Origin of the sequence: Listeria fleischmannii subsp. fleischmannii LU2006-1 (assembly GCF_000344175.1) — a bacterium.
Lineage (GTDB): Bacteria > Bacillota > Bacilli > Lactobacillales > Listeriaceae > Listeria > Listeria fleischmannii.
Map to the genome: position 1 here is coordinate 17,463 of NZ_ALWW01000009.1, position 19,086 is coordinate 36,548.

The window sequence follows — 19,086 nt, forward strand, 5'->3', positions numbered from 1 at the left end:
CTCACATTAAGGTAATACAATTTGTTTTTTATTTTTCGATTCTTTGTATAAAATAATCGTGCGCCCAATCACTTGCACTAATTCAGCACCTGAACGGCTGGAAATCGTTTCAGCCACTTCTTCTTTTGGCACTTCGCAATTTTGTAAAATTGATACTTTAATAAGTTCACGCGCTTCAAGTGCCTCCGCAATTTGAATAATCATATTCGGTGTTACGCCACCTTTTCCCACTTGAAAAATGGGATGAAGAGAATGGGCGTTTTTACGTAAAAATCGTTTTTGTGGATTTGTTAACATTGTTTTCCTCCTATAATGAAGCCAGTACCGCTTTTTTCATTACGTCCGTACTTGGCTTCTGGCCTGTCCATAATCTAAAGGCTAGTGCCCCTTGATGTATAAACATTGGCAAACCATTTTGAATGATAGCTTGTCTTTTTTCCGCTTCTTTTAAAAATAATGTTTTCGCAGGGTTATAAATAATATCGCTGCAAATGGTGCCTGGTTTTAAATGATGGAGTGAAATTGGCGTTTCATCTATTGTTTTTGGCAGACCAATGGATGTTGTTTGAATCACGATTGTAAAACTTCCTAACTCCTCTTCCGCCATATCCAGTGAAATCGCTCGGTCATTTTCAAAATCGCGAATCATCTCCGCCGCTTTTTGGATAGTTCGGTTTGCAACGGTCACCTGACAACCCACTTTTTCCTTTAGCGCTAAATAAATGCCCTTACTTGCACCACCTGCTCCAATGAGTAAGACGTGGTCATTTTTATGGAGCGCTCTTTTTTCAGTAAGACCCAAAAGATAGCCAAGACCATCTGTATTATAGCCAACCCACTTCGAATTCCTGCGCACAATCGTATTGACCGCCCCGCACTTTCTTGCAAAATCGTCAAGTTCGTCCAAAAATGGAATGACTCTCTCTTTAAATGGAACCGTCACATTACAACCTTCTATTTTTTCCAAAAAAAGAGGGAATTCCGTGTCGAACTGTTCTATTGATAATCGCTTCCGCGTATAGTGGGCGTCTATTCCAAGATCCAAAATCGCAGCGTTGTGCATTTCCGGCGATAATGAATGTGAGATAGGATTTCCAATAACAGCAAAATTTTTCATGATGCCACCCCTCCCTAAATAAGCGGTTCGCGAATCGTTACGTTGACACCTTTTGGCACCCAAGCCGTCACTTTCACATGGCCATTTGGAACACAAACCCAGCCTAAACCTGAAAAAACAATATCCGCTTTCTCCCGGATCACAAACTGATGTGGAACAAGTTCAGGCAAATCAGCTAAATCTTCTTCACTTGGTGGGTTTAAAATTAAGCCTCGTTGTGTTTCATAAAGGTGATTCGCTTTTTCAAGCTTCGTCCGGTGCGGCTCAAGCTGATTCGACATATACACAATAAAGGAAGAACGCTCCCCTTCCGTGAAATCAAGACGTGCAAGCGCACCAAAGAATAGCGTTTGCGATTGATTTAATTGATAGACGACAGGCTTAATTTCCTTTTTAGGCGTAATTAGTTTTAATGTTTTCGGGCCTATAAAATGTGCCATTTGATGGTGGTTGATAATACCAGGAGTATCAACTAAAACGCGATTTCCTTCAAGCGGAATTTCAATTTTATCAAGTGTTGTTCCAGGGAACTGTGATGTTGTAATGACATTATTTTCACCAGTTGCAAATTTAATAATGCGATTGATTAACGTTGATTTTCCAACATTTGTACAACCTACTACAAAAACATCTGCGCCATCTCTAAGCTCTTCAATTTGCTCCATCAAGGACTCAAAACCATAACCCTTTTCAGCGCTAATAAGAGCCACATCAGTCGCACGCAAACCCAAATCTTTCGCACGAGTTCGCATATAACGTGTCAATTTATCACGTTTTAAAGATTTTGGTAATAAATCCGCTTTATTGCCGACTAAAAGTACAGGATTATTCCCAACAAAACGATGTAAGCCAGGTAACCAGCTACCATCGAAATCAAAAATATCCACAACGTAGACAATTAAAGCTTTTTGACTCCCCAAATCATTTAAGATTTTCAAAAAATCATCATCTGTTAAAGAAACATCTTGAATTTCATTATAATGTTTTAAGCGAAAGCAGCGCTGACAAATCACTTGTTCTTTTTCTAGTGAAGATTTTGGTGCATAACCTGGTTTTGATTTATCATCCGACTGAATAATCGCCCCGCACCCTATACATCTTAATTCTTCGGTCAAAGTGAATCCTCCCATTCCATTTTTTGCTTTTTAGCTAATCGTTTCAAAATAATACGTTCCATAAAACGATTAAACTTTGTCGCAAGCCCGTCCGTTTCCTTTACTGGGCGAACAAAAATCGTCATCAACTTTTGTCTATTCCCACCTAAAATATCCGTCATAATTTGGTCGCCAATCATAATGGTTTCCTCAGGCGCCGAGTCAAGCTCGCGAAGTGCTTTTTTAAAGTTTTTACTAAGTGGCTTTTTCGCTTTGGCTAAATACGGAATTCGTGTAGCGCGAGCAACCCGGTCCACACGTTCCTCTGAATTATTCGATAAAATCATCACTTTAATACCTTCTGCTTCAAGTAATGTAAACCAGTTCATAATTTCGTGCGTCGCATCCATCTCATCCCAAGCAAGTAAAGTATTGTCCAAATCTGTTAAAATTGTGGTTTTGCCTAAACTTCTAACATGTTCTGCCGTAATTCCAAACGGAGAGTTTAACATCCTGTCTGGTGAAAATTGCTTTAACACTCATTTGCACCCCATTTTATATAGTATAAATTCTGCAAGTACTATCATACCGTGATTTACAGAGATAATCTACAAATTTTACCATCTTTCTGCTTTTTTTACAAAAAAAGATGGATTTAATGCTATAATGATGGAGAAATATACTTCAATTAAGCGTATGATAGGGAGGAAAAACCATGTCAAAAGAGTATTCCCTTGTTTGGGACCTTGATTCAATTTATTCTGGTGGCAGTAGCTCAACAGAACTGCAAACTGCGCTAAAAGAAAATAAACAAGAGCTAGACCAATTTGTTCAAAATGTTAAGGATTGGCAAATACCGGAAAATACAGATGATGCCTCTACATTCCTCATTTTAATTAATCAAAATGCAGATGTTGCACGTGTTTTATTAACGGCAAGTTCCTACTTAGAATGTTTAGCCTCCGCTGATGTCATGGATGAGCGCGCCCTTGAATTAGCTGCCCTTGTCTACCAACATCAATCGATTTTAAAAACAGCAGAAGATGAATGGTATGAAAAGTTTGCACAAATTTCAGACCGAGTTTGGAAAGAAATTTTACAACAAAACGGTTTTGAACAAATTGCTTTTGTTTTAAACGAAGCGCGTACAAATCGTAAAAAGAAAGGCACAAAGGAAGTAGAAAAAACGATTAACGCCCTTTCTGTTGACGGGTACAGAGGTTGGTCTGATCATTATGATACAATCGTTTCAAAAGTTCGCGTAAAAGTAGAGATAGATGGCGAAATAAAAGACCTTTCGGCTGGTCAGGCTCTCAATATGTTAAACCATCCAAAACGCGAAGTTCGCCAAGCTGTGTTTAAAGCCTATTCGAATAGCTGGCAAGAAAATGGCCGCCTTTTTGCAGATACATTAAACCATTTAGCTGGTTTCCGCTTAGCTACATACGAGATGCGCAACTGGGAAAATGTGCTTGCTGAACCGCTTTCTATTAATCGAATGGAACAAGGGACACTTGATGCGATGTGGAATGTGATTCGCGAACATAAAAGTACTTTTGTTACGTTTCTAAATCGTAAGGCCAAATTACTTGGCATTCCTAAACTTAGTTTTTATGATGTTGAAGCTCCTCTCGTTTTCGAAGGCGAGTCCAAAAAATATAGTTTCCAAGAAGGTGCCGAATTCATTATTCAGCAGTTTCAAAAATTCAGCCCTAAAATGGCACATTTCGCAGAACATGCTTTTCAGAATCGCTGGATTGAGGCAGAAGATCGCGACAATAAACGCCCCGGCGGATTTTGCACTGATTTTCCGGTTGCAAAAGAGAGTCGCATTTTTATGACCTATGACGGAGCACCTGGTACTGTCGCGACACTGGCGCATGAGCTTGGGCACGCTTTTCATTCCTACGTAATCCGTGATGAACCATTTGAAAATACGGACTACGCGATGAATGTCGCAGAAACAGCTTCGACTTTCGCGGAAATGATTATCGCAGATGCTTCCGTGAAAGAAGCAACCTCAAAAGAAGAAAAAATTACCCTTCTTGAAGATAAAATTGGACGTAGTATTGCATTCTTTATGAATATTCATGCTCGTTTCTTATTTGAAACTAGATTTTATGAAGCGCGCAAAAAAGGTATTTTATCTGTTGATGCTCTTAATCGCTTAATGGAAGAAGCGCAGCGAGAAGCGTATTTAGATACACTGGATGAGTATCATCCACAATTCTGGGCTTCAAAACTCCATTTTTATATTTCAGAAGTACCATTTTATAACTTCCCTTACACGTTTGGCTACCTCTTCTCGCTTGGCATCTATCATAAAGCCATTCAAGAAGGCGATAGTTACGAAGACAAATATATCGCGCTATTAAAAGATACAGGTTCCATGACAACTGAAGAACTTGCAAAAAAACATCTGGGCGTGGACTTAACCAAACCTGATTTCTGGGAAAGTGCTGTCCAAATTACGGTTCAAGATGTCGAAGAATTTTTATCATTAACAGAAGACTTATAAAAAAACAGCCTGTCACTTTTGGTGACAGGCTGTTTTTATGCATCCCATTCTTTCAAAAGGGCTAAAATACAAGCAGATGATGCTTTGGCTGCTGTTTCTAAAAAAGCATCGAATGAAATGGCGGCCTCTTTATCCGCAACATCTGATAGTGCTCGAACAATTAAAACGGGCGTATCAAACTGATGAGCCACTTGAGCAATTGCGGTTGCCTCCATTTCGACAGCCTTTACCTCCGGGAAATATGTTTTAATAGCTTCACGTTTCTCATCGGTTGCGATAAATGAATCTGTTGTAACGATAAGGCCAAAAACGACTTTATTGGGTGATTCTTTCAATTGATTTATATAGACTTTTTCTGCCATATCTAATAGTTTTTTATCACTTTGATACATAGCTGGCATTTGCGGGACTTGTCCAAAAGCATATATCCAAAGGCTGTCGCATCCACATCCCCGTATGTAAGTTGACTAGAAATGATAACATCTGAAACATTTAAATCTGGACCAATTCCTCCTGCTGAACCTGTATTGATAATCCACTCAGGTTTATAATGGTCACATAAAATCGTTGTGGAGATAGCTGCATTTACTTTGCCGATACCTGATTGCAATAAGACAACTTCATGATTTTCTAACGTTCCTCGGTAAAATTTCGCTCCCGCAATCTCTTCTTCGAGTAGTAACGTCATTTGCTCTTTTAAAATTTTTACTTCTTCTTCCATGGCACCAATAATTCCAATCACAGGTACTAACCTCCTTTTTATAAAAAACAAAAACGCCGGGAAATTACCAGCGTTTATCGCTTATCGTTTTGCTTTAATTCTTCTACTTTCATCGGTTGCCAGCCCTCTCCGTCACGCCAAGCAATATATACGCGATACGCTTTATCAGGTGTGCTTTTTTCTGACACAGTTCCTATGGATTCTGTTGCAGGGTCAGCACCACGACCAACAAACCACAGTGTCATATTATCTGCTGAAATGCCTGTTGCATCTGAAAAGGCTTGGACTTTTTCTTTCCAATCTCGACTTGTGGCATCGTAGGAATTAACATGTTCCCCGCTTTGTTTTGTTCCAACTGGTTTCCAGTCTTTTGTAATCACGTTCGACACGTTAGGATCATCACTTTTCTCTGAAGATGCTTCTTCCTCTGCCTTTTGGTCGTCTTTTTCAGTTTGTTCACTTGCTTTTTCTTTTTCACGACTTGCTTTGGCATCTTCCTTTTTATTTGTAGAAGATGCCGTTTTTGTTTCTGTTGGGGTATCGGTATTATCGGTCGCTAAAATAACAAAATAAAGCGATACGATAATTAAAATCGATACAATGATGATAAGAATGTTTAGAATTAAATTCGTCTTTTTACGTTTCGTGTTTGACTCTAGTCTAGATCCTTCTACACTATTCTGTTTCACACGGCGATTCTTATTTTGCTTCGTCACCATATTTTTGAGTCTCACCACCTTGTTAAAAATACCAGATTATGCTTCGATTTTAACGATTTTAACCGTCATATCTCCGCCTGGTGTTTGAATGTTTACTTCTTCTCCGATAGAACGTCCGATTAAACCTTTTGCAATAGGAGAATCATTCGAAATACGGCCTTCAAATGGATCAGCCTCTGCACTACCTACAATCGTATAGGTTTCTTCATCACCATTTGGTACTTCAGCAAAGGTTACTTTTTTACCTAATGATACAGTATCGTTATCCACTTCGGATCCGTCAATAATATGCGCATTACGAAGCATATTTTCAATCGTTGTAATACGACCTTCAACAAACGCTTGCTCATCTTTTGCAGAATCATATTCCGAGTTCTCGGATAAATCTCCAAAACCACGCGCAATTTTAATTCGCTCAACGACTTCTTTACGTTTTACCGTTTTTAGTTCGTTTAATTCATTTTCTAATTTTGCTTTCCCATCAAGGGTCATTGGAAATACTTTTTCAGTTGCCAAAATAGTTTCTCTCCTTTTAGACGATTCTTTGTATAGAAAAGTACGGAGACTATCCCCGCACCATGATCGAATATTTACTTCATCAGAGAAAGATATCATGTCTTTCTACAAATAGCAAGCAAATCTCTTTCATTTCATAACGCAAATTTTACAGTAAATCAGGCGCTTTGACAAGCCCAACGAACCTATTATTCCATATTTTCTTGTAGTACACTAGCAATTTTAGTTGTCATTAAATCGATGGCCACATGATTTTGGCCGCCTTCTGGAATAATAATATCGGCATATTTCTTTGTTGGTTCAATAAATTCATTATGCATCGGCTTCACAACCGTTAAATACTGCTCAATAACAGAATCAAGTGAGCGCTCGCGCTCTTTAATGTCTCTTAATAAACGACGGATAATTCGAATATCATCATCTGTATCCACATATACTTTAATATCCATTAAATCGCGTAATCTTGGATCTTCTAAAATTAAGATTCCTTCTAAAATAATGACATCCCGCGGTTCTTGATGAATGAGCATGTCTGAGCGCGTATGTTTTGTATAATCGTAAACTGGTTTATCAATGGCTTCAAAGCGGAGCAACTGCTTCACATGTTCAATTAATAAATCGGTGTCAAAAGCTAATGGATGGTCATAATTTGTTTTTAAACGTTCCTCAAAAGATAATTCTGTTTGATCTTTATAATAAAAATCTTGTTCAATCATTAAAATGGAATGGCCATCAAAATGGTCAAATATTTTTTTGCAAACACTTGTTTTTCCAGAGCCAGATCCTCCGGTAACGCCAACAACAACTGGTTTTTTCTTCATGAAATTCCGCTCCTCCTCGTAATGGCAAGTCCGTCACCTAGTGGAATTGTAGTCGTTATAAAATTTTCTTGTTCCACTAAAAATTGATTAAAGTCTCGCATTTTACGAGCAACACGCGCCTTTTTTTTCACTTCATCCGGCTCATCAAGCGCTAAGCCTTTAAATAAGACATTATCGCTATATAAAACGCCTTCTTGACTTAAAACTTGTGTATAGATTTCAAAAAACTTTTCATATTGTGCTTTTGCTGCATCAATAAAAATCGCATCGTAAGGTCCTTTACTGACCAATTTATCTGCATCCAGTAAAGCATCTCCGAGTACAGCTTCCACTTGATTTTCCCCGTACCGTTTAAAATTCGAGATTGCCAGTTGATAGCGTTCCTCATCTCGCTCGATGGTGACGATTTCTGCATCAGGTAACACTTCTTGGATACGTAAAGCCGAATAGCCAATAGCCGTTCCAAGTTCAAGAATTCTTTTTGGCTTTTGAATCGCCATCACTTGTAACATCGCGTGTAACGAATCCACTTCCATAATAGGCACTTGATTTTCTTTTGCAAATTCTTCGATCTCTCTAAAAAAAGCGGATCTTTCAGGAATTTGTGCAACAAGATAATCATGAATGGTGTCTTTCATAAACTACCCCTCTTTAATAATAAACTTATCTTTATTCTTGATTATTTGTAATATGTTCTTCTTTTAAACGATTGTGTTCCTCTAATGTTTTTGAAAAATAAACTTTACCGGATTTTGTATTCGCTAAAAAGTATAGAAAATCAGTTTTTTCAGGATACAGGGCTGCTTCCATGGAGCTTTGGCCGCTGTTTGAGATTGGGCCGGGCGGTAAGCCGTTTACCCGGTAAGTGTTATACGGTGAATCCACTTTTAAATCCGAATAAAGTGTTCTATCCTTATGTTTCCCTAGCGCATATAGAACGGTAGGATCTGTTTGCAGGCGCATATTTTCTTCTAAACGATTATAAAAGACGCTGGCAATTTTTTTACGATCGACATTTTGCGTCGCTTCTTTTTCAATTATCGAGGACATGGTTAAAAACTCATGAACTGTTTTTTTTCTTTTTTTGCTAGCTCATCACGATAAGGCGCAAGGTTCATATCTGTTGCTTTAATCATTTCTTCAACAATTGCTTCTGCTGTTGCATTTGAGTCTTTTAGCGTGTAGGTTGCTGGATATAGATAGCCCTCTAGCGGATGTTTGATATCTTTGCCTAAAACAACATTTGTTAGAGTATCTGGATATTTTTGAATCATTTTTTTAACAAAAGTAGGGTCATCCATGACTTTTAAAACGTCAGCTTTTTTTAAATTTGGTTGGTAATTCACAATTCTATCCGCAATTTGATCGAGTGAATAACCTTCTGGTATTATTAATTTTTCTGGAGCTACAGTTTTACCATTTTTTAAAACTTTAACAATATCGTCTGTATCCATTGAAGGACTGAGTTGGTATTTTCCAGCTTTTAAATTATTCTCATTGGTATATTTGACGTAATAAGAAAAAACACGCCCACTATTAATAACATTCGCATCTTCTAAAATGGTTCCAATATCTTTCACATTTGATCCTGATGGAATTTCTACAATGATTTCCTTTTTACTTCCCGCATCTTTAGATTCTAGTTGACTTTGAACATAAAAATAACCTGAAAAGGTTGCGATTATGAGAACTAGAATGATGATTGAAATAATTAGGGTTATTTTTTTACCCTTCGACTTACTCAAGTGAACCCCTCGTTTCTTAACATTATCCCGTTTATTATACCGACTTTTTTCAGATTTATCTATGTGTATTTTTATTTTTAAACAAATTTTAATCTTTTACAAAAAAAATTCTGAAAGCAGAATCACTTTCAGAATTTTCGGCACTTTTATGCATCAGCAGATTCAACCGATTCAATGTTGCGTTTATATAAGCGTACAGAACAACCCTCATCATCATCAAGTAAGAATGTTCCTTCTCCTGTTGGTACGAGTGCTTCTGAAATGGCTTTTTTTTGCGTATCACTTTCAACTGTTTTACTATATGTACGACCGCTCACCATATGCACAGTGACAACAAATTTTTGCATAATACCCCTTCTTTCTCAATTTTGAATACTCCCATCATAACAAAGATTTTTATAAGCGTCACGCGATAAAACATATCAAAACCTTTTTCTTTTCTTAAAAATACCTCATTTATTTTCCTTGTGCTATAATAAAAAAGTTAATGGAATCTAGAAGGAGTCTTTATATGTTACATACAATTATTCAAAGCTTGCAAGACTTTGTGATGTATTTAATTGATACACTAGGTCATTTTGGTATATTTCTTGCTATGCTCATCGAGAGCGTCTGTATCCCCTTGCCAAGTGAAGTCATTATGCTATTCGGCGGTTTTATGGCCGAAGCTGGAAAACTAAATTTTTGGCTTGTCGTCCTTGCCGGAATTTTAGGAAATCTAGTAGGCTCACTCATTGCCTATTACATTGGAAAAGCTGGCGGACGCGCACTGGTGTTGAAATATGGTAAATATATCTTTTTAAATGTCAACCACTTAGATAAAGCAGAAATTTGGTTTAATCGCTATGGTGCAAGTGCTGTATTTTTTGGGCGCATCTTGCCTGTCATTCGCACATTTATCTCGCTCCCTGCTGGTATTGCGAAAATGAGTTTAACAAAATTTGTGCTCTATACCATTTTAGGATGCATTCCGTGGAACCTCTTTTTAACTTGGCTCGGATATACGCTAGGTTCCAACTGGTCAGTTGTTGAAAAATATACTCGTCCGATTTCCTACACAATGCTTGCGTTATGTATTCTGTTCGTTATCTGGCTGGCTTATAAAATTTGGAATAAAAAAGCACGAGCTAAACAGTAAAAAAAGGAAATGATAAGGTTTAAAACCTCTATCATTTCCTTTTTTCTATTCTTCGTCTTCGTCCGCTAAAAAAGTAGCCAAGATTTCTTCAATCATATCCCACTCATCATCTGTTTCGACCGGCATAAGTTGGCCTTCTTTTCCGTCTTCATCTTGTATGTATGAAGAAGCTAAAATTTCAATTTCTTCGTCTTCTCCTGCACCAGCCGGGAAGTATAGGACGTAAGATTTTTCAAACTCCTCGGAATCGAAGTTAAATAAAATTTCAAACTGCTCTTCCACGCCTTCTTCATTTACAATTGTAATAAAATTTTGTTCTTCCTCGTGATTATGATCATGCTTTTCTGACATATTGTCACCTCGTTTATTTATTTGCATCTAGATAAGATTGTAAAATCATGACAGCAGCAAGTTTATCAATCACTTGCTTTCGCTTCTTTCGACTCACGTCTGCTTCAAGTAGCGTGCGTTCCGCTGCTTGTGTCGTTAAACGTTCATCCCAGAGCAAAACTTCTATCCCTGTCCGATTTTGAAGCACTTCCGCATATTTCTTAGAACTTTCAGCGCGTGGGCCAAGTGTATTATTCATATTTTTAGGCAAGCCGACTATGATTTTTTCCACTTCATACGTACTCGCAAGTTCTGCGATACGGTTATAACCAAATTGTTTAGCATCTTCATTAATCGTAACCGTTTCAATGCCTTGTGCCGTCCATCCTAGTGCATCGCTTATCGCAACGCCGACTGTTTTAGAGCCGACATCTAAACCCATTATTCTCATTTTCCACCAATTTCGTTGTTTTTTAAATACGCGCGAACCAGTTCTTCGATGATTTCATCCCGTTCCAATTTACGAATTAAATTTCGTGCATCTAGATGACGCGGGATATAAGCAGGGTCACCCGAAAGCAAGTACCCGACAATTTGATTAACGGGATTATATCCTTTCTCTTCAAGTGCCGAATAAACTTGACTCATGATTTTCTTAACATCTTCCTCAATGGAGCCATCACCGAAATTGTAAAACATTGTTTGATCTTTCGTACCCATAACTCTATACACCTCAATTCCTTCGCTCTCCCACCTATTTTACACTACCCAGTCTAAATTGACAAAGAAATTATACAGGTTTAACACAATTTTAATATTGTTTAAAAGGAGTTTTAAAAAGGGATGAGTCTTGTGAATTGCTGCCTAAATCCCGCCTAGCGCGCCTAGTTATCTTAACTTCTGAACAATCGACGGCACCGCATTAAGTGCAGCAGCTAACTGATCCGGGTTTTTTCCGCCAGCTTGCGCAAGATCAGGCTTTCCGCCGCCGTTACCACCACAAAGTGCGGCCACTTCTTTAATAATTTTTCCAGCATGCAAGTTTTGTTCAATGGCATCTTTTGAGACCGCCGCAATTAAATTGACTTTTTCATCTGAAACGGCGCCTAAAACGAGCACACCACCAATTTTTTTATCTTTCCAGTTATCAGCAAATTGGCGCAAGCTGGCCATATCTTTTGCGTTTACCTGTTTATGAATGACTTTAATGCCATCAATTTGTTCGGCACTAGAGAAAATATCATCACTCGCAGCACTCGCAAGTTTGGCTTGTAAGGAATCATTTTCACGACGAATGTCACGCAACTCTTGTTGAAGCTGTTCAATTTTTTGCGGTACTTCAAGCGGTTTTGTTTTTAAGGCTTTTGCCGCTTCCTTTAATTTGTTTTCTTGTTCGGACACGAAATGATATGCCGCTTCGCCTGTTAAAGCTTCAATTCGGCGTGTGCCGGCACCGATGCCTGTTTCACTTTGAATCTTAAACAGGCCAATTTCCGCTGTGTTCTTAACGTGGACACCACCACAAAGTTCAATACTGTAGTCACCAATTTTAACAACACGAACCACTTCACCGTATTTTTCCCCGAAAAGAGCCATTGCCCCTAGCGCTTTTGCCTCTGCAATCGGCATTTCGCGAATGTCTACAGCGAGTTGCTCCCAAATTTTTTCGTTTACGATAGCTTCCATTTTGGAGAGTTCTTCATCTGTGATTTGGCCGAAATGTGAGAAGTCAAAACGCAAACGGTCCGGCGCTACTAGAGAGCCCGCTTGATTAACATGTTCCCCTAACACATCTTTTAGCGCTCGGTGTAGTAAGTGGGTTGCCGTATGGTTTTTCACAGTTTTCTTGCGGTCATATTCATCTACCGTTAGGCGCACTTTATCTTTTACTTTAATTACGCCTTCTTGTACAGTGATTTGGTGCAAGTTTTGCTTATTAGGCGCTTTTTGGACATCCCTTACAAAGGCTAGTCCAGATTCAGCTTGTACGGTTCCGTGATCCGCTACTTGCCCCCCACTTTCGGCATAAAATGGAGTTTCCGTGAAAATAACTTGAACCTCCGAACCGGCTTTCGCCTCATTGACAAGTTTATCCTCCATAATGATGTACAACACTTCTGCTTCCGCTTCTGTTTTTTCATAACCGACGAAAATGCTTTCGTCTTTAAGATTTGCAAGCAATTCCCCCTGCACTTGCATCGATTGGACGTCCGCTCGTGCCTCGCGTGCGCGGTCACGTTGTCTTTTCATTTCAGCTTCAAAACCTTCGTGGTCGATTTTTAAGCCATGGTCCTCTCCGTATTCCTCTGTGAGTTCAACTGGGAATCCGTAAGTATCATATAATTTAAAAATGTCTTTTCCGGAAATAACGCCCTCTCCGTTTTTAGCTTCATGTAAAATAGTTTCAAGAATAGCTAGTCCTTCATTTAATGTTTCATGGAAGCGTTCTTCTTCACTATGAATGACTTTTTCGATAAAGGCTTGTTGTTTTTCTACTTCAGGATAAAAAGCATTCATGATTTTGCCAACAGTAGGCACAAGTTTATACATAAAGGGCTCATTAATACCTAATTGTTTCGCATAACGAACGGCACGGCGTAGCAAACGACGAAGCACATAGCCACGTCCCTCATTTGAAGGTAACGCTCCGTCTCCGATCGCAAAAGCGACAGTCCGAATATGGTCAGCAATCACTTTAAACGCCACATCAAGCTCATCTGAAACGCCATATTTTTCACCAGAGATATGTTCGACATCGCGAATAATAGGCATAAAGAGGTCTGTTTCAAAATTTGTTTTAGCATCTTGAATAATTGAAACCATACGCTCAAGGCCCATTCCTGTATCAATGTTTTGTTTAGGAAGCGGGGTATATGTGCCGTCTGGATTGTGGTTAAACTGGGAGAAAACTAAATTCCAAATTTCTAAATAGCGTTCGTTCTCCCCACCCGGATAAAGTTCAGGATCACTTGAATCATTTCCAAATGCCTCTCCGCGGTCATAAAAAATTTCACTATCCGGCCCACATGGACCGCCGCCAATATCCCAGAAATTATCTTCAATTTCGACAATGTGGTCATCTGATAAACCAATTTTTTCTTTCCAAATTGCTTTTGCTTCAGTATCTTCTGGATAAACCGTTACATATAGTTTTTCCGGGTCAAAACCGATCCATTTAGGACTTGTTAAAAACTCCCAAGCAAAAATAATCGCGCCTTCTTTAAAATAATCGCCGATTGAAAAATTGCCAAGCATTTCAAAAAAAGTATGGTGCCTAGCCGTTTTCCCCACATTTTCAATATCATTTGTACGAATCGACTTTTGCGCATTCACAAGACGCGGATTATCAGGAATGACCGATCCGTCAAAATATTTTTTCATCGTTGCCACACCACTATTAATCCATAGGAGTGTTGGATCGTTTACTGGAACTAGAGGTGCACTAGGTTCAACCATATGCCCCTTCTCTTTAAAAAAATCAAGAAACATTTGTCTTACTTCACTACTCGTCAGTTGTTTCATTTTATTTTTCCTCCTTCAAAAAAAATAAGCCTTGAAATCGTTGCGACAGGGACGAAAATTTCGCGGTACCACCCTGTTTGCAACGATACAAGACTTGTATCATTACCTCTTTAGCATCTTTAACGCAGATGAACGGACTATTTTGTATAAGAGAGCCATTTTAGGTGCTTCTACTTTTCTTTCAGCCTAAGGAAAAGTTCTCTTCTTAAGAAAGCGTCTCTAAAAAGATATTCTTACATAGTCTACCTTATTCATCTAAATTATAGAGAAGAGGCACTTATCTGTCAACTGTTAATTTTATCTGTTCTTTTGACATGAATTGCCCATTTTTAAGCGTCAATTTCACATCGGATACTTTAGAAATTTCTGGGTCATGCGTTACCATAATCACACATTTTCCTTCTTTGTGCGCTAAATCTTGGAATAATCGCACCACTTCCTTACTCGTTCGCTCATCCAAATTCCCAGTCGGTTCATCGGCCACAATTAGCTCTGTTTCACAGCATAAAGCGCGCGCAATCGAGACACGTTGTTGTTGACCACCGCTCAGTGTTAAAACGCGCTGCTTAGCCATTTTTTCTGTAATACCAACCTTTTCGAGCATTTCTAAAGCAAATTCTTTACGGTTTGGATGTTTGACTTTTGTAATTTCCATCGCAGTGGTGACATTTTGAAGAGCGGTCATATAAGTGAGTAAATTATAACTTTGAAAAACAATCGATACATATTGATTTCGAAACGTTTGTAAACCCATTTCTTTTAAAGACTTTCCTTTATAAAAAATATCGCCTGATTTTGGTGAATCTAAGCCGCCAGCTAAGGAAAGAAAGGTGGTTTTCCCTGAACCAGAACTTCCGACAACCGTATAAAATACGCCTGCTTGAAATGTATAATTTATATCCGTTAAAATACTTTCTTCTTTTCTGTCATACCAATAATCAATATGTTCAAACTCTATTATTTTGGTCATCACAATCCCTCTATTCTTGTTTGGTTAAAATGGTTTTTGGATTCATACGTAGAATGGTCATTGCTGGAAGAAGTACTGAAATAAACGCAATTCCTACACCTATTCCTCCCATTTTCAACATATCCGCTAAAGTTACTTGAATATCTAGTTTTTTAATTTCTTCGGTATTTTGGGTTAAGCTTGAAATGCCATTTTGCATCCTATCTCGTGGACCTACTTGACCGTTTGAACCTCCAGGGCCAACATTTTCATTTTGCCCATTTGCACTCGTTGTTTGCGCCGTTTCATTTTGCTGACTGAGTAACTGGTTACCTGCTATTTGAGCCACATAATGGCTACTTAGTCCGGCTAGCATAAACGACATTACCGCGACCATTAAAATTTCTGTAAAAAATTGCAAAACTAATTTCATTCTACTTTCGCCAATCGCGAGTAAAACGCCCATTTCGTATTTCCGTTCTCGCACTTGCATCATAATCAGTAAAGCTAAGATTAAAGCGCCTGCAATCGTAACGATATAGACCACATTTTTTGAAAAAGAGGCCACATTATTAATCGGACCAATCATTTGCTGATAAAGCGTGTCGTTCGCATCTAATTTATACGTATCCCAATCCACTGAATCGATTTTTTCAGCTTGCTTTTCAAAGCTAGAAATATTGGAAGCATCATCCATTGTATACACAGCGGAATCCACCGTATTTTTATAATCAGAACCCTTTAATGTATTCGCGACCTCATACGGGACATACATTTTATTGTACGGATTTAAAAATGAGAAGTTGCTCGCCATATCACTACCTGAATCACTTGTTTTATAAACGCCGACGATTTCAAGTTCAACCGTCGTTTCCTCATCGCTCGACACAACACTAATTTTATCCCCAACTTGCCAGTCATTTTGATCTGCAAGCGTTTGTTCTACGAGGACAACTTTCTTTCCTACATCACTACTCGTTAGAGCCCGACCACTTTTAAGCACAGAAGTCCCACCGGAAAAATCTGTTGATGTTTTAGAATCCAGAACGCCACTAATACTAAGATCCGCTTGCGTCATCTGCCTACTTGAATTCTCTCCACCCATCTGCGGCATTTCGTTACTTCCTGCCCCAGACTCTTCTGTCCCCGCACTACTATCTCCTTCTGACTTCACCGGGTCAAAATCTTTCGCCAGTGCTTGCGTGCTTGAGTAATAATTGCAACTCGCAACATGGTCTAATTTCGCTAGACTCTCCGCATTCGCTAAAGAAATCGGCGTGCTCTGAAACGAAGGAGGCGTTCTTTCGCTGGCATTACTATTATTTTGTTCAGATTGTTGTTGTTTCATTTGCTTTTCTCTATCAACGGTCAATGTAACCGTTCCACCTAGTTGTTCTTTTGCCATTTCACTCGCCTTATTTGCTGCAGACTGAATTGTAAAGCCTGATAAAATAAGGACTGAAACAATGGTAAAGATAATAAGTTGTAAGGCAGTCCGACCTATTCTTGTTTTCATACTAAAAAAGGCCCGTTTTATAAAATTCATACTTTTTCCTCCATTCGCTGTTGCTATAACAAGATTAGTTTAAGAGTATGAACGAAATATGAACAAAGTATGATAGAGATTTTAAACTTTCCGTAAATACTTGCTAATTTTATTTTTTTGAGCTAATTTTATTGTAAGAGGAGTGGATTTTAGTGAGATTACTCATGATTGAAGATAACGAAAGTGTCTGTCAGATGATTGAAATGTTTTTTATGAAAGAAAATATAGAGGCGACATTTATTCATGATGGCAAACGAGGCTATGAAACTTTTTTAAGAGAAGATTTCGATATGATCATTATCGATTTAATGTTGCCGGGTATGGACGGGATGACAATTTGTAAAAAAATTCGTGAGACAAGCGATGTTCCGATTATCATTTTAACGGCAAAAGAATCCGAATCCGACCAAGTATTAGGACTTGAAATTGGGGCGGATGATTATGTTACAAAGCCGTTTAGTCCCCTTACCTTAATGGCACGTATTAAAGCGGTGGCTCGTCGTGGCCGCACTGCATCCCATTCAAATGATGCGGGGGATTCCATTTTACAAACTACCTATTTTAAAATTAGTAAAACAACACGTGAAATTTTCTATGAAGGTAAGTTATTAGAGGCGCTGACGCCAAAAGAATTTGATTTATTATACTTTTTAATGCAACACCCTCGCCAAGTTTTCTCACGTGAACAGCTTTTAGAACGTGTATGGGGCTATCAATTTTATGGTGATGAACGGACGGTGGATGTGCATATTAAACGCCTTCGTCAGAAGATTGCTACGGAAAACCACCCTTTTTTACATACGATTTGGGGTGTGGGGTATAAATTCGATGAAACGGAATGATGAGCGTGAAATTTAAATATATTTACCAATTATTTTTAACGCAATTTGTCATTTTACTCATTGCCTGCTTGATGATTGGGCTATCCATTTCGCATTTTTTAAAAGATTATTTTTTTGAGGAACAAGTGGGTATTTTAACTAAATACGGGGATACGATTTCTAATGACCTTAAATATTCGCCGGGAAATCAAACGGTTTCGGTATTAAATTCCTACCAGCGCATTTTAGATGTGAATAATATTCATTATACGATTATGAATAATGAGAATCAGACGATTTTTCCGAGTTCAAGTCGTCCACTCCCACCTGATTTTAAAATTTCAGACGCGGATATGAAAAAAATTAAAAAAAAGGTGAAACCGTGACGATTAAAGTGGACAGTCGTTTTAATCAGGAAATGTCTGTGGTTTATGTGCCTATTATGAACGGCGAAACCTATTTGGGCGCGGTTATTTTAAATGCTCCGATTAGTGGGACTGAAAAAGTGGTTGGGACGATTAATCAGTATATGTTCTATACGATTCTGATTTCCATTCTGGTAGCTTTGATTTTAAGTTTCCTTATGTCGAAGCTTCAAGTCAATCGAATTAATAAACTGCGTGACGCAACGAAGCGTGTGACGCGTGGGGATTATGAGACGCGGCTAAAAGAAAATAATGTGGATGAAATTGGCGAGCTTTCGCACGATTTTAACCTTATGACGGAAAATTTAGCGGAATCACGCGAAGAAATCGAGCGACAAGAGCGCCGCAGACGACAGTTTATCACAGATGTTTCCCATGAAATGCGCACACCACTCACAACGATTAGCGGCCTAACAGAAGGCCTTGTGAGTGATGTTATTCCTAAAAGTGAAACAAGTCGTGCTATCAAGTTAATTGATACGGAAGCTAAACGACTGACTAAACTGGTGAATGAAAACTTGGACTATGAGCGTATTCAGGCGAATAAAATCGTTTTATACCCAACAAAATTCGGTGTTCATGCTTTTCTTGATTTGCTTAGTGAACAGTTAGAGCCTTTAGCCAGTAAGAAAAAGGATAAACTCATTGTTGATGCGCCGCTTGATTTAGAGGTGTATGCTGATTATGACCGACTAACGCAAATTGTCATGAACATCGTGAAAAACAGTATTCAATTCACTGAAAATGGGACGATTACGCTTCGTGGCTATAAGGATTATAAAGAGACTATTTTGCAAATTCACGATACAGGTATCGGAATGGACACAGAAGAACTTGAACAAATTTGGGAACGATTCTATAAGGCAGATATTTCGCGCACCAACACTGCTTTTGGTGAATCTGGTATCGGACTTTCGATTGTGAGACAACTTGTAGAAATTCACGGAGGTAGTGTGACAGCTGAAAGCGAGCCGGGTTGCGGTTCAACCTTTACGATTCGCCTTCCTTTTTACGGAGATAACGATGTTTAAAAAAATCCAGTCAATGAGCCATTTATAAATGGACTTGACTGGATTTTTAATTTCCTTTTGTTAACGGGCCTTA

18 protein-coding genes and 3 pseudogenes are annotated in these 19,086 nt (G+C 38.5%); 4 read left to right on the forward strand and 17 right to left on the reverse strand.

Features of this window, described 5'->3' with window-relative positions:
* Positions 1 to 6: 6 nt before the first annotated feature.
* From yhbY to LFLEISCH_RS04270, 4 genes are read right to left on the reverse strand one after another with little or no spacing between them, the layout of a single operon-like run.
* The gene (gene yhbY / locus LFLEISCH_RS04255) at positions 7 to 297 is read right to left on the reverse strand and encodes a ribosome assembly RNA-binding protein YhbY (RefSeq protein WP_007473368.1); all 291 of its coding nucleotides are present in this window, start codon (positions 295 to 297) and stop codon (positions 7 to 9) included.
* Positions 298 to 307: 10 nt separating this feature from the next.
* A complete protein-coding gene (gene aroE, locus LFLEISCH_RS04260; protein WP_007473370.1) occupies positions 308 to 1,117 on the reverse strand; it encodes a shikimate dehydrogenase in 810 nt (269 codons plus the stop codon).
* Between the two features lie 14 nt (positions 1,118 to 1,131).
* The gene (gene yqeH / locus LFLEISCH_RS04265) at positions 1,132 to 2,232 is read right to left on the reverse strand and encodes a ribosome biogenesis GTPase YqeH (protein ID WP_007473372.1); all 1,101 of its coding nucleotides are present in this window, start codon (positions 2,230 to 2,232) and stop codon (positions 1,132 to 1,134) included.
* Complete coding sequence (locus LFLEISCH_RS04270) at positions 2,229 to 2,750, reverse strand: YqeG family HAD IIIA-type phosphatase (protein ID WP_007473374.1); 522 nt, start codon at positions 2,748 to 2,750, stop codon at positions 2,229 to 2,231. The genes yqeH and LFLEISCH_RS04270 overlap by 4 nt, the downstream gene beginning before the upstream one ends.
* A gap of 176 nt (positions 2,751 to 2,926) precedes the next feature.
* On the opposite strand from LFLEISCH_RS04270, the gene LFLEISCH_RS04275 reads away from it, so the two are divergent.
* Positions 2,927 to 4,729 (forward strand): M3 family oligoendopeptidase, encoded by a 1,803-nt coding sequence (locus tag LFLEISCH_RS04275; RefSeq protein ID WP_007473377.1) that lies wholly within the window; start codon positions 2,927 to 2,929, stop codon positions 4,727 to 4,729.
* A 35-nt stretch (positions 4,730 to 4,764) separates the two neighbouring features.
* Here LFLEISCH_RS04275 and LFLEISCH_RS04280 read toward each other — a convergent pair.
* From LFLEISCH_RS04280 to LFLEISCH_RS04310, 7 genes and pseudogenes are all read right to left on the reverse strand, one after another.
* Positions 4,765 to 5,471, reverse strand: a pseudogene (locus LFLEISCH_RS04280) (5'-methylthioadenosine/adenosylhomocysteine nucleosidase).
* 53 nt (positions 5,472 to 5,524) lie between these two features.
* Complete coding sequence (locus tag LFLEISCH_RS04285) at positions 5,525 to 6,169, reverse strand: YrrS family protein (RefSeq protein WP_007473378.1); 645 nt, start codon at positions 6,167 to 6,169, stop codon at positions 5,525 to 5,527.
* A 36-nt stretch (positions 6,170 to 6,205) separates the two neighbouring features.
* Positions 6,206 to 6,685, reverse strand: coding sequence for a transcription elongation factor GreA (greA, locus tag LFLEISCH_RS04290; protein WP_007473380.1), 480 nt, complete (start codon positions 6,683 to 6,685; stop codon positions 6,206 to 6,208).
* A 188-nt stretch (positions 6,686 to 6,873) separates the two neighbouring features.
* Positions 6,874 to 7,506 (reverse strand): uridine kinase, encoded by a 633-nt coding sequence (gene udk, locus LFLEISCH_RS04295; protein ID WP_007473382.1) that lies wholly within the window; start codon positions 7,504 to 7,506, stop codon positions 6,874 to 6,876.
* Positions 7,503 to 8,144: an O-methyltransferase gene (locus LFLEISCH_RS04300; RefSeq protein WP_007473384.1), complete on the reverse strand. Its 642-nt coding sequence runs from the start codon at positions 8,142 to 8,144 to the stop codon at positions 7,503 to 7,505. The genes udk and LFLEISCH_RS04300 overlap by 4 nt, the downstream gene beginning before the upstream one ends.
* 31 nt (positions 8,145 to 8,175) lie before the next feature.
* Positions 8,176 to 9,251 (reverse strand): annotated as a pseudogene (gene mltG / locus LFLEISCH_RS04305) (endolytic transglycosylase MltG).
* A gap of 146 nt (positions 9,252 to 9,397) precedes the next feature.
* Positions 9,398 to 9,598, reverse strand: a complete 201-nt coding sequence (locus LFLEISCH_RS04310) for a hypothetical protein (RefSeq protein ID WP_007473390.1) — start codon at positions 9,596 to 9,598, stop codon at positions 9,398 to 9,400.
* Between the two features lie 164 nt (positions 9,599 to 9,762).
* Here LFLEISCH_RS04310 and LFLEISCH_RS04315 point away from each other — a divergent pair, with 164 nt between their 5' ends.
* Positions 9,763 to 10,389, forward strand: coding sequence for a DedA family protein (locus LFLEISCH_RS04315; protein ID WP_007473392.1), 627 nt, complete (start codon positions 9,763 to 9,765; stop codon positions 10,387 to 10,389).
* A gap of 45 nt (positions 10,390 to 10,434) precedes the next feature.
* Here LFLEISCH_RS04315 and LFLEISCH_RS04320 read toward each other — a convergent pair whose 3' ends face one another.
* The 6 genes from LFLEISCH_RS04320 to LFLEISCH_RS04345 form a co-directional block, all read right to left on the reverse strand.
* Complete coding sequence (locus LFLEISCH_RS04320) at positions 10,435 to 10,740, reverse strand: DUF1292 domain-containing protein (protein WP_007473394.1); 306 nt, start codon at positions 10,738 to 10,740, stop codon at positions 10,435 to 10,437.
* A gap of 13 nt (positions 10,741 to 10,753) precedes the next feature.
* Positions 10,754 to 11,170, reverse strand: coding sequence for a Holliday junction resolvase RuvX (gene ruvX, locus LFLEISCH_RS04325; RefSeq protein ID WP_007473395.1), 417 nt, complete (start codon positions 11,168 to 11,170; stop codon positions 10,754 to 10,756).
* Positions 11,167 to 11,439 carry an IreB family regulatory phosphoprotein gene (locus tag LFLEISCH_RS04330; protein ID WP_007473397.1) on the reverse strand — a complete coding sequence of 91 codons (273 nt, stop codon included), beginning with the start codon at positions 11,437 to 11,439 and terminating at the stop codon, positions 11,167 to 11,169. Before LFLEISCH_RS04330 ends, ruvX begins: the two co-directional genes overlap by 4 nt.
* A gap of 168 nt (positions 11,440 to 11,607) precedes the next feature.
* On the reverse strand, positions 11,608 to 14,241 hold the full coding sequence (gene alaS, locus LFLEISCH_RS04335; RefSeq protein ID WP_007473399.1) for an alanine--tRNA ligase: 2,634 nt from the start codon (positions 14,239 to 14,241) through the stop codon (positions 11,608 to 11,610).
* Positions 14,242 to 14,518: 277 nt separating this feature from the next.
* A complete protein-coding gene (locus LFLEISCH_RS04340) occupies positions 14,519 to 15,211 on the reverse strand; it encodes an ABC transporter ATP-binding protein (RefSeq protein ID WP_007473402.1) in 693 nt (230 codons plus the stop codon).
* Between the two features lie 10 nt (positions 15,212 to 15,221).
* Positions 15,222 to 16,736 (reverse strand): ABC transporter permease, encoded by a 1,515-nt coding sequence (locus LFLEISCH_RS04345; protein ID WP_007473404.1) that lies wholly within the window; start codon positions 16,734 to 16,736, stop codon positions 15,222 to 15,224.
* 152 nt (positions 16,737 to 16,888) lie between these two features.
* Between LFLEISCH_RS04345 and pieR the strand changes: the two genes are divergently transcribed.
* Together pieR and pieS are read left to right on the forward strand one after the other, a co-directional pair.
* Positions 16,889 to 17,578: a two component system response regulator PieR gene (gene pieR / locus LFLEISCH_RS04350; RefSeq protein ID WP_007473406.1), complete on the forward strand. Its 690-nt coding sequence runs from the start codon at positions 16,889 to 16,891 to the stop codon at positions 17,576 to 17,578.
* Positions 17,575 to 19,077: pseudogene (gene pieS / locus LFLEISCH_RS04355) on the forward strand (two component system sensor histidine kinase PieS). The gene pieR and the pseudogene pieS overlap by 4 nt, the downstream one beginning before the upstream one ends.
* Positions 19,078 to 19,086 lie beyond the last annotated feature (9 nt).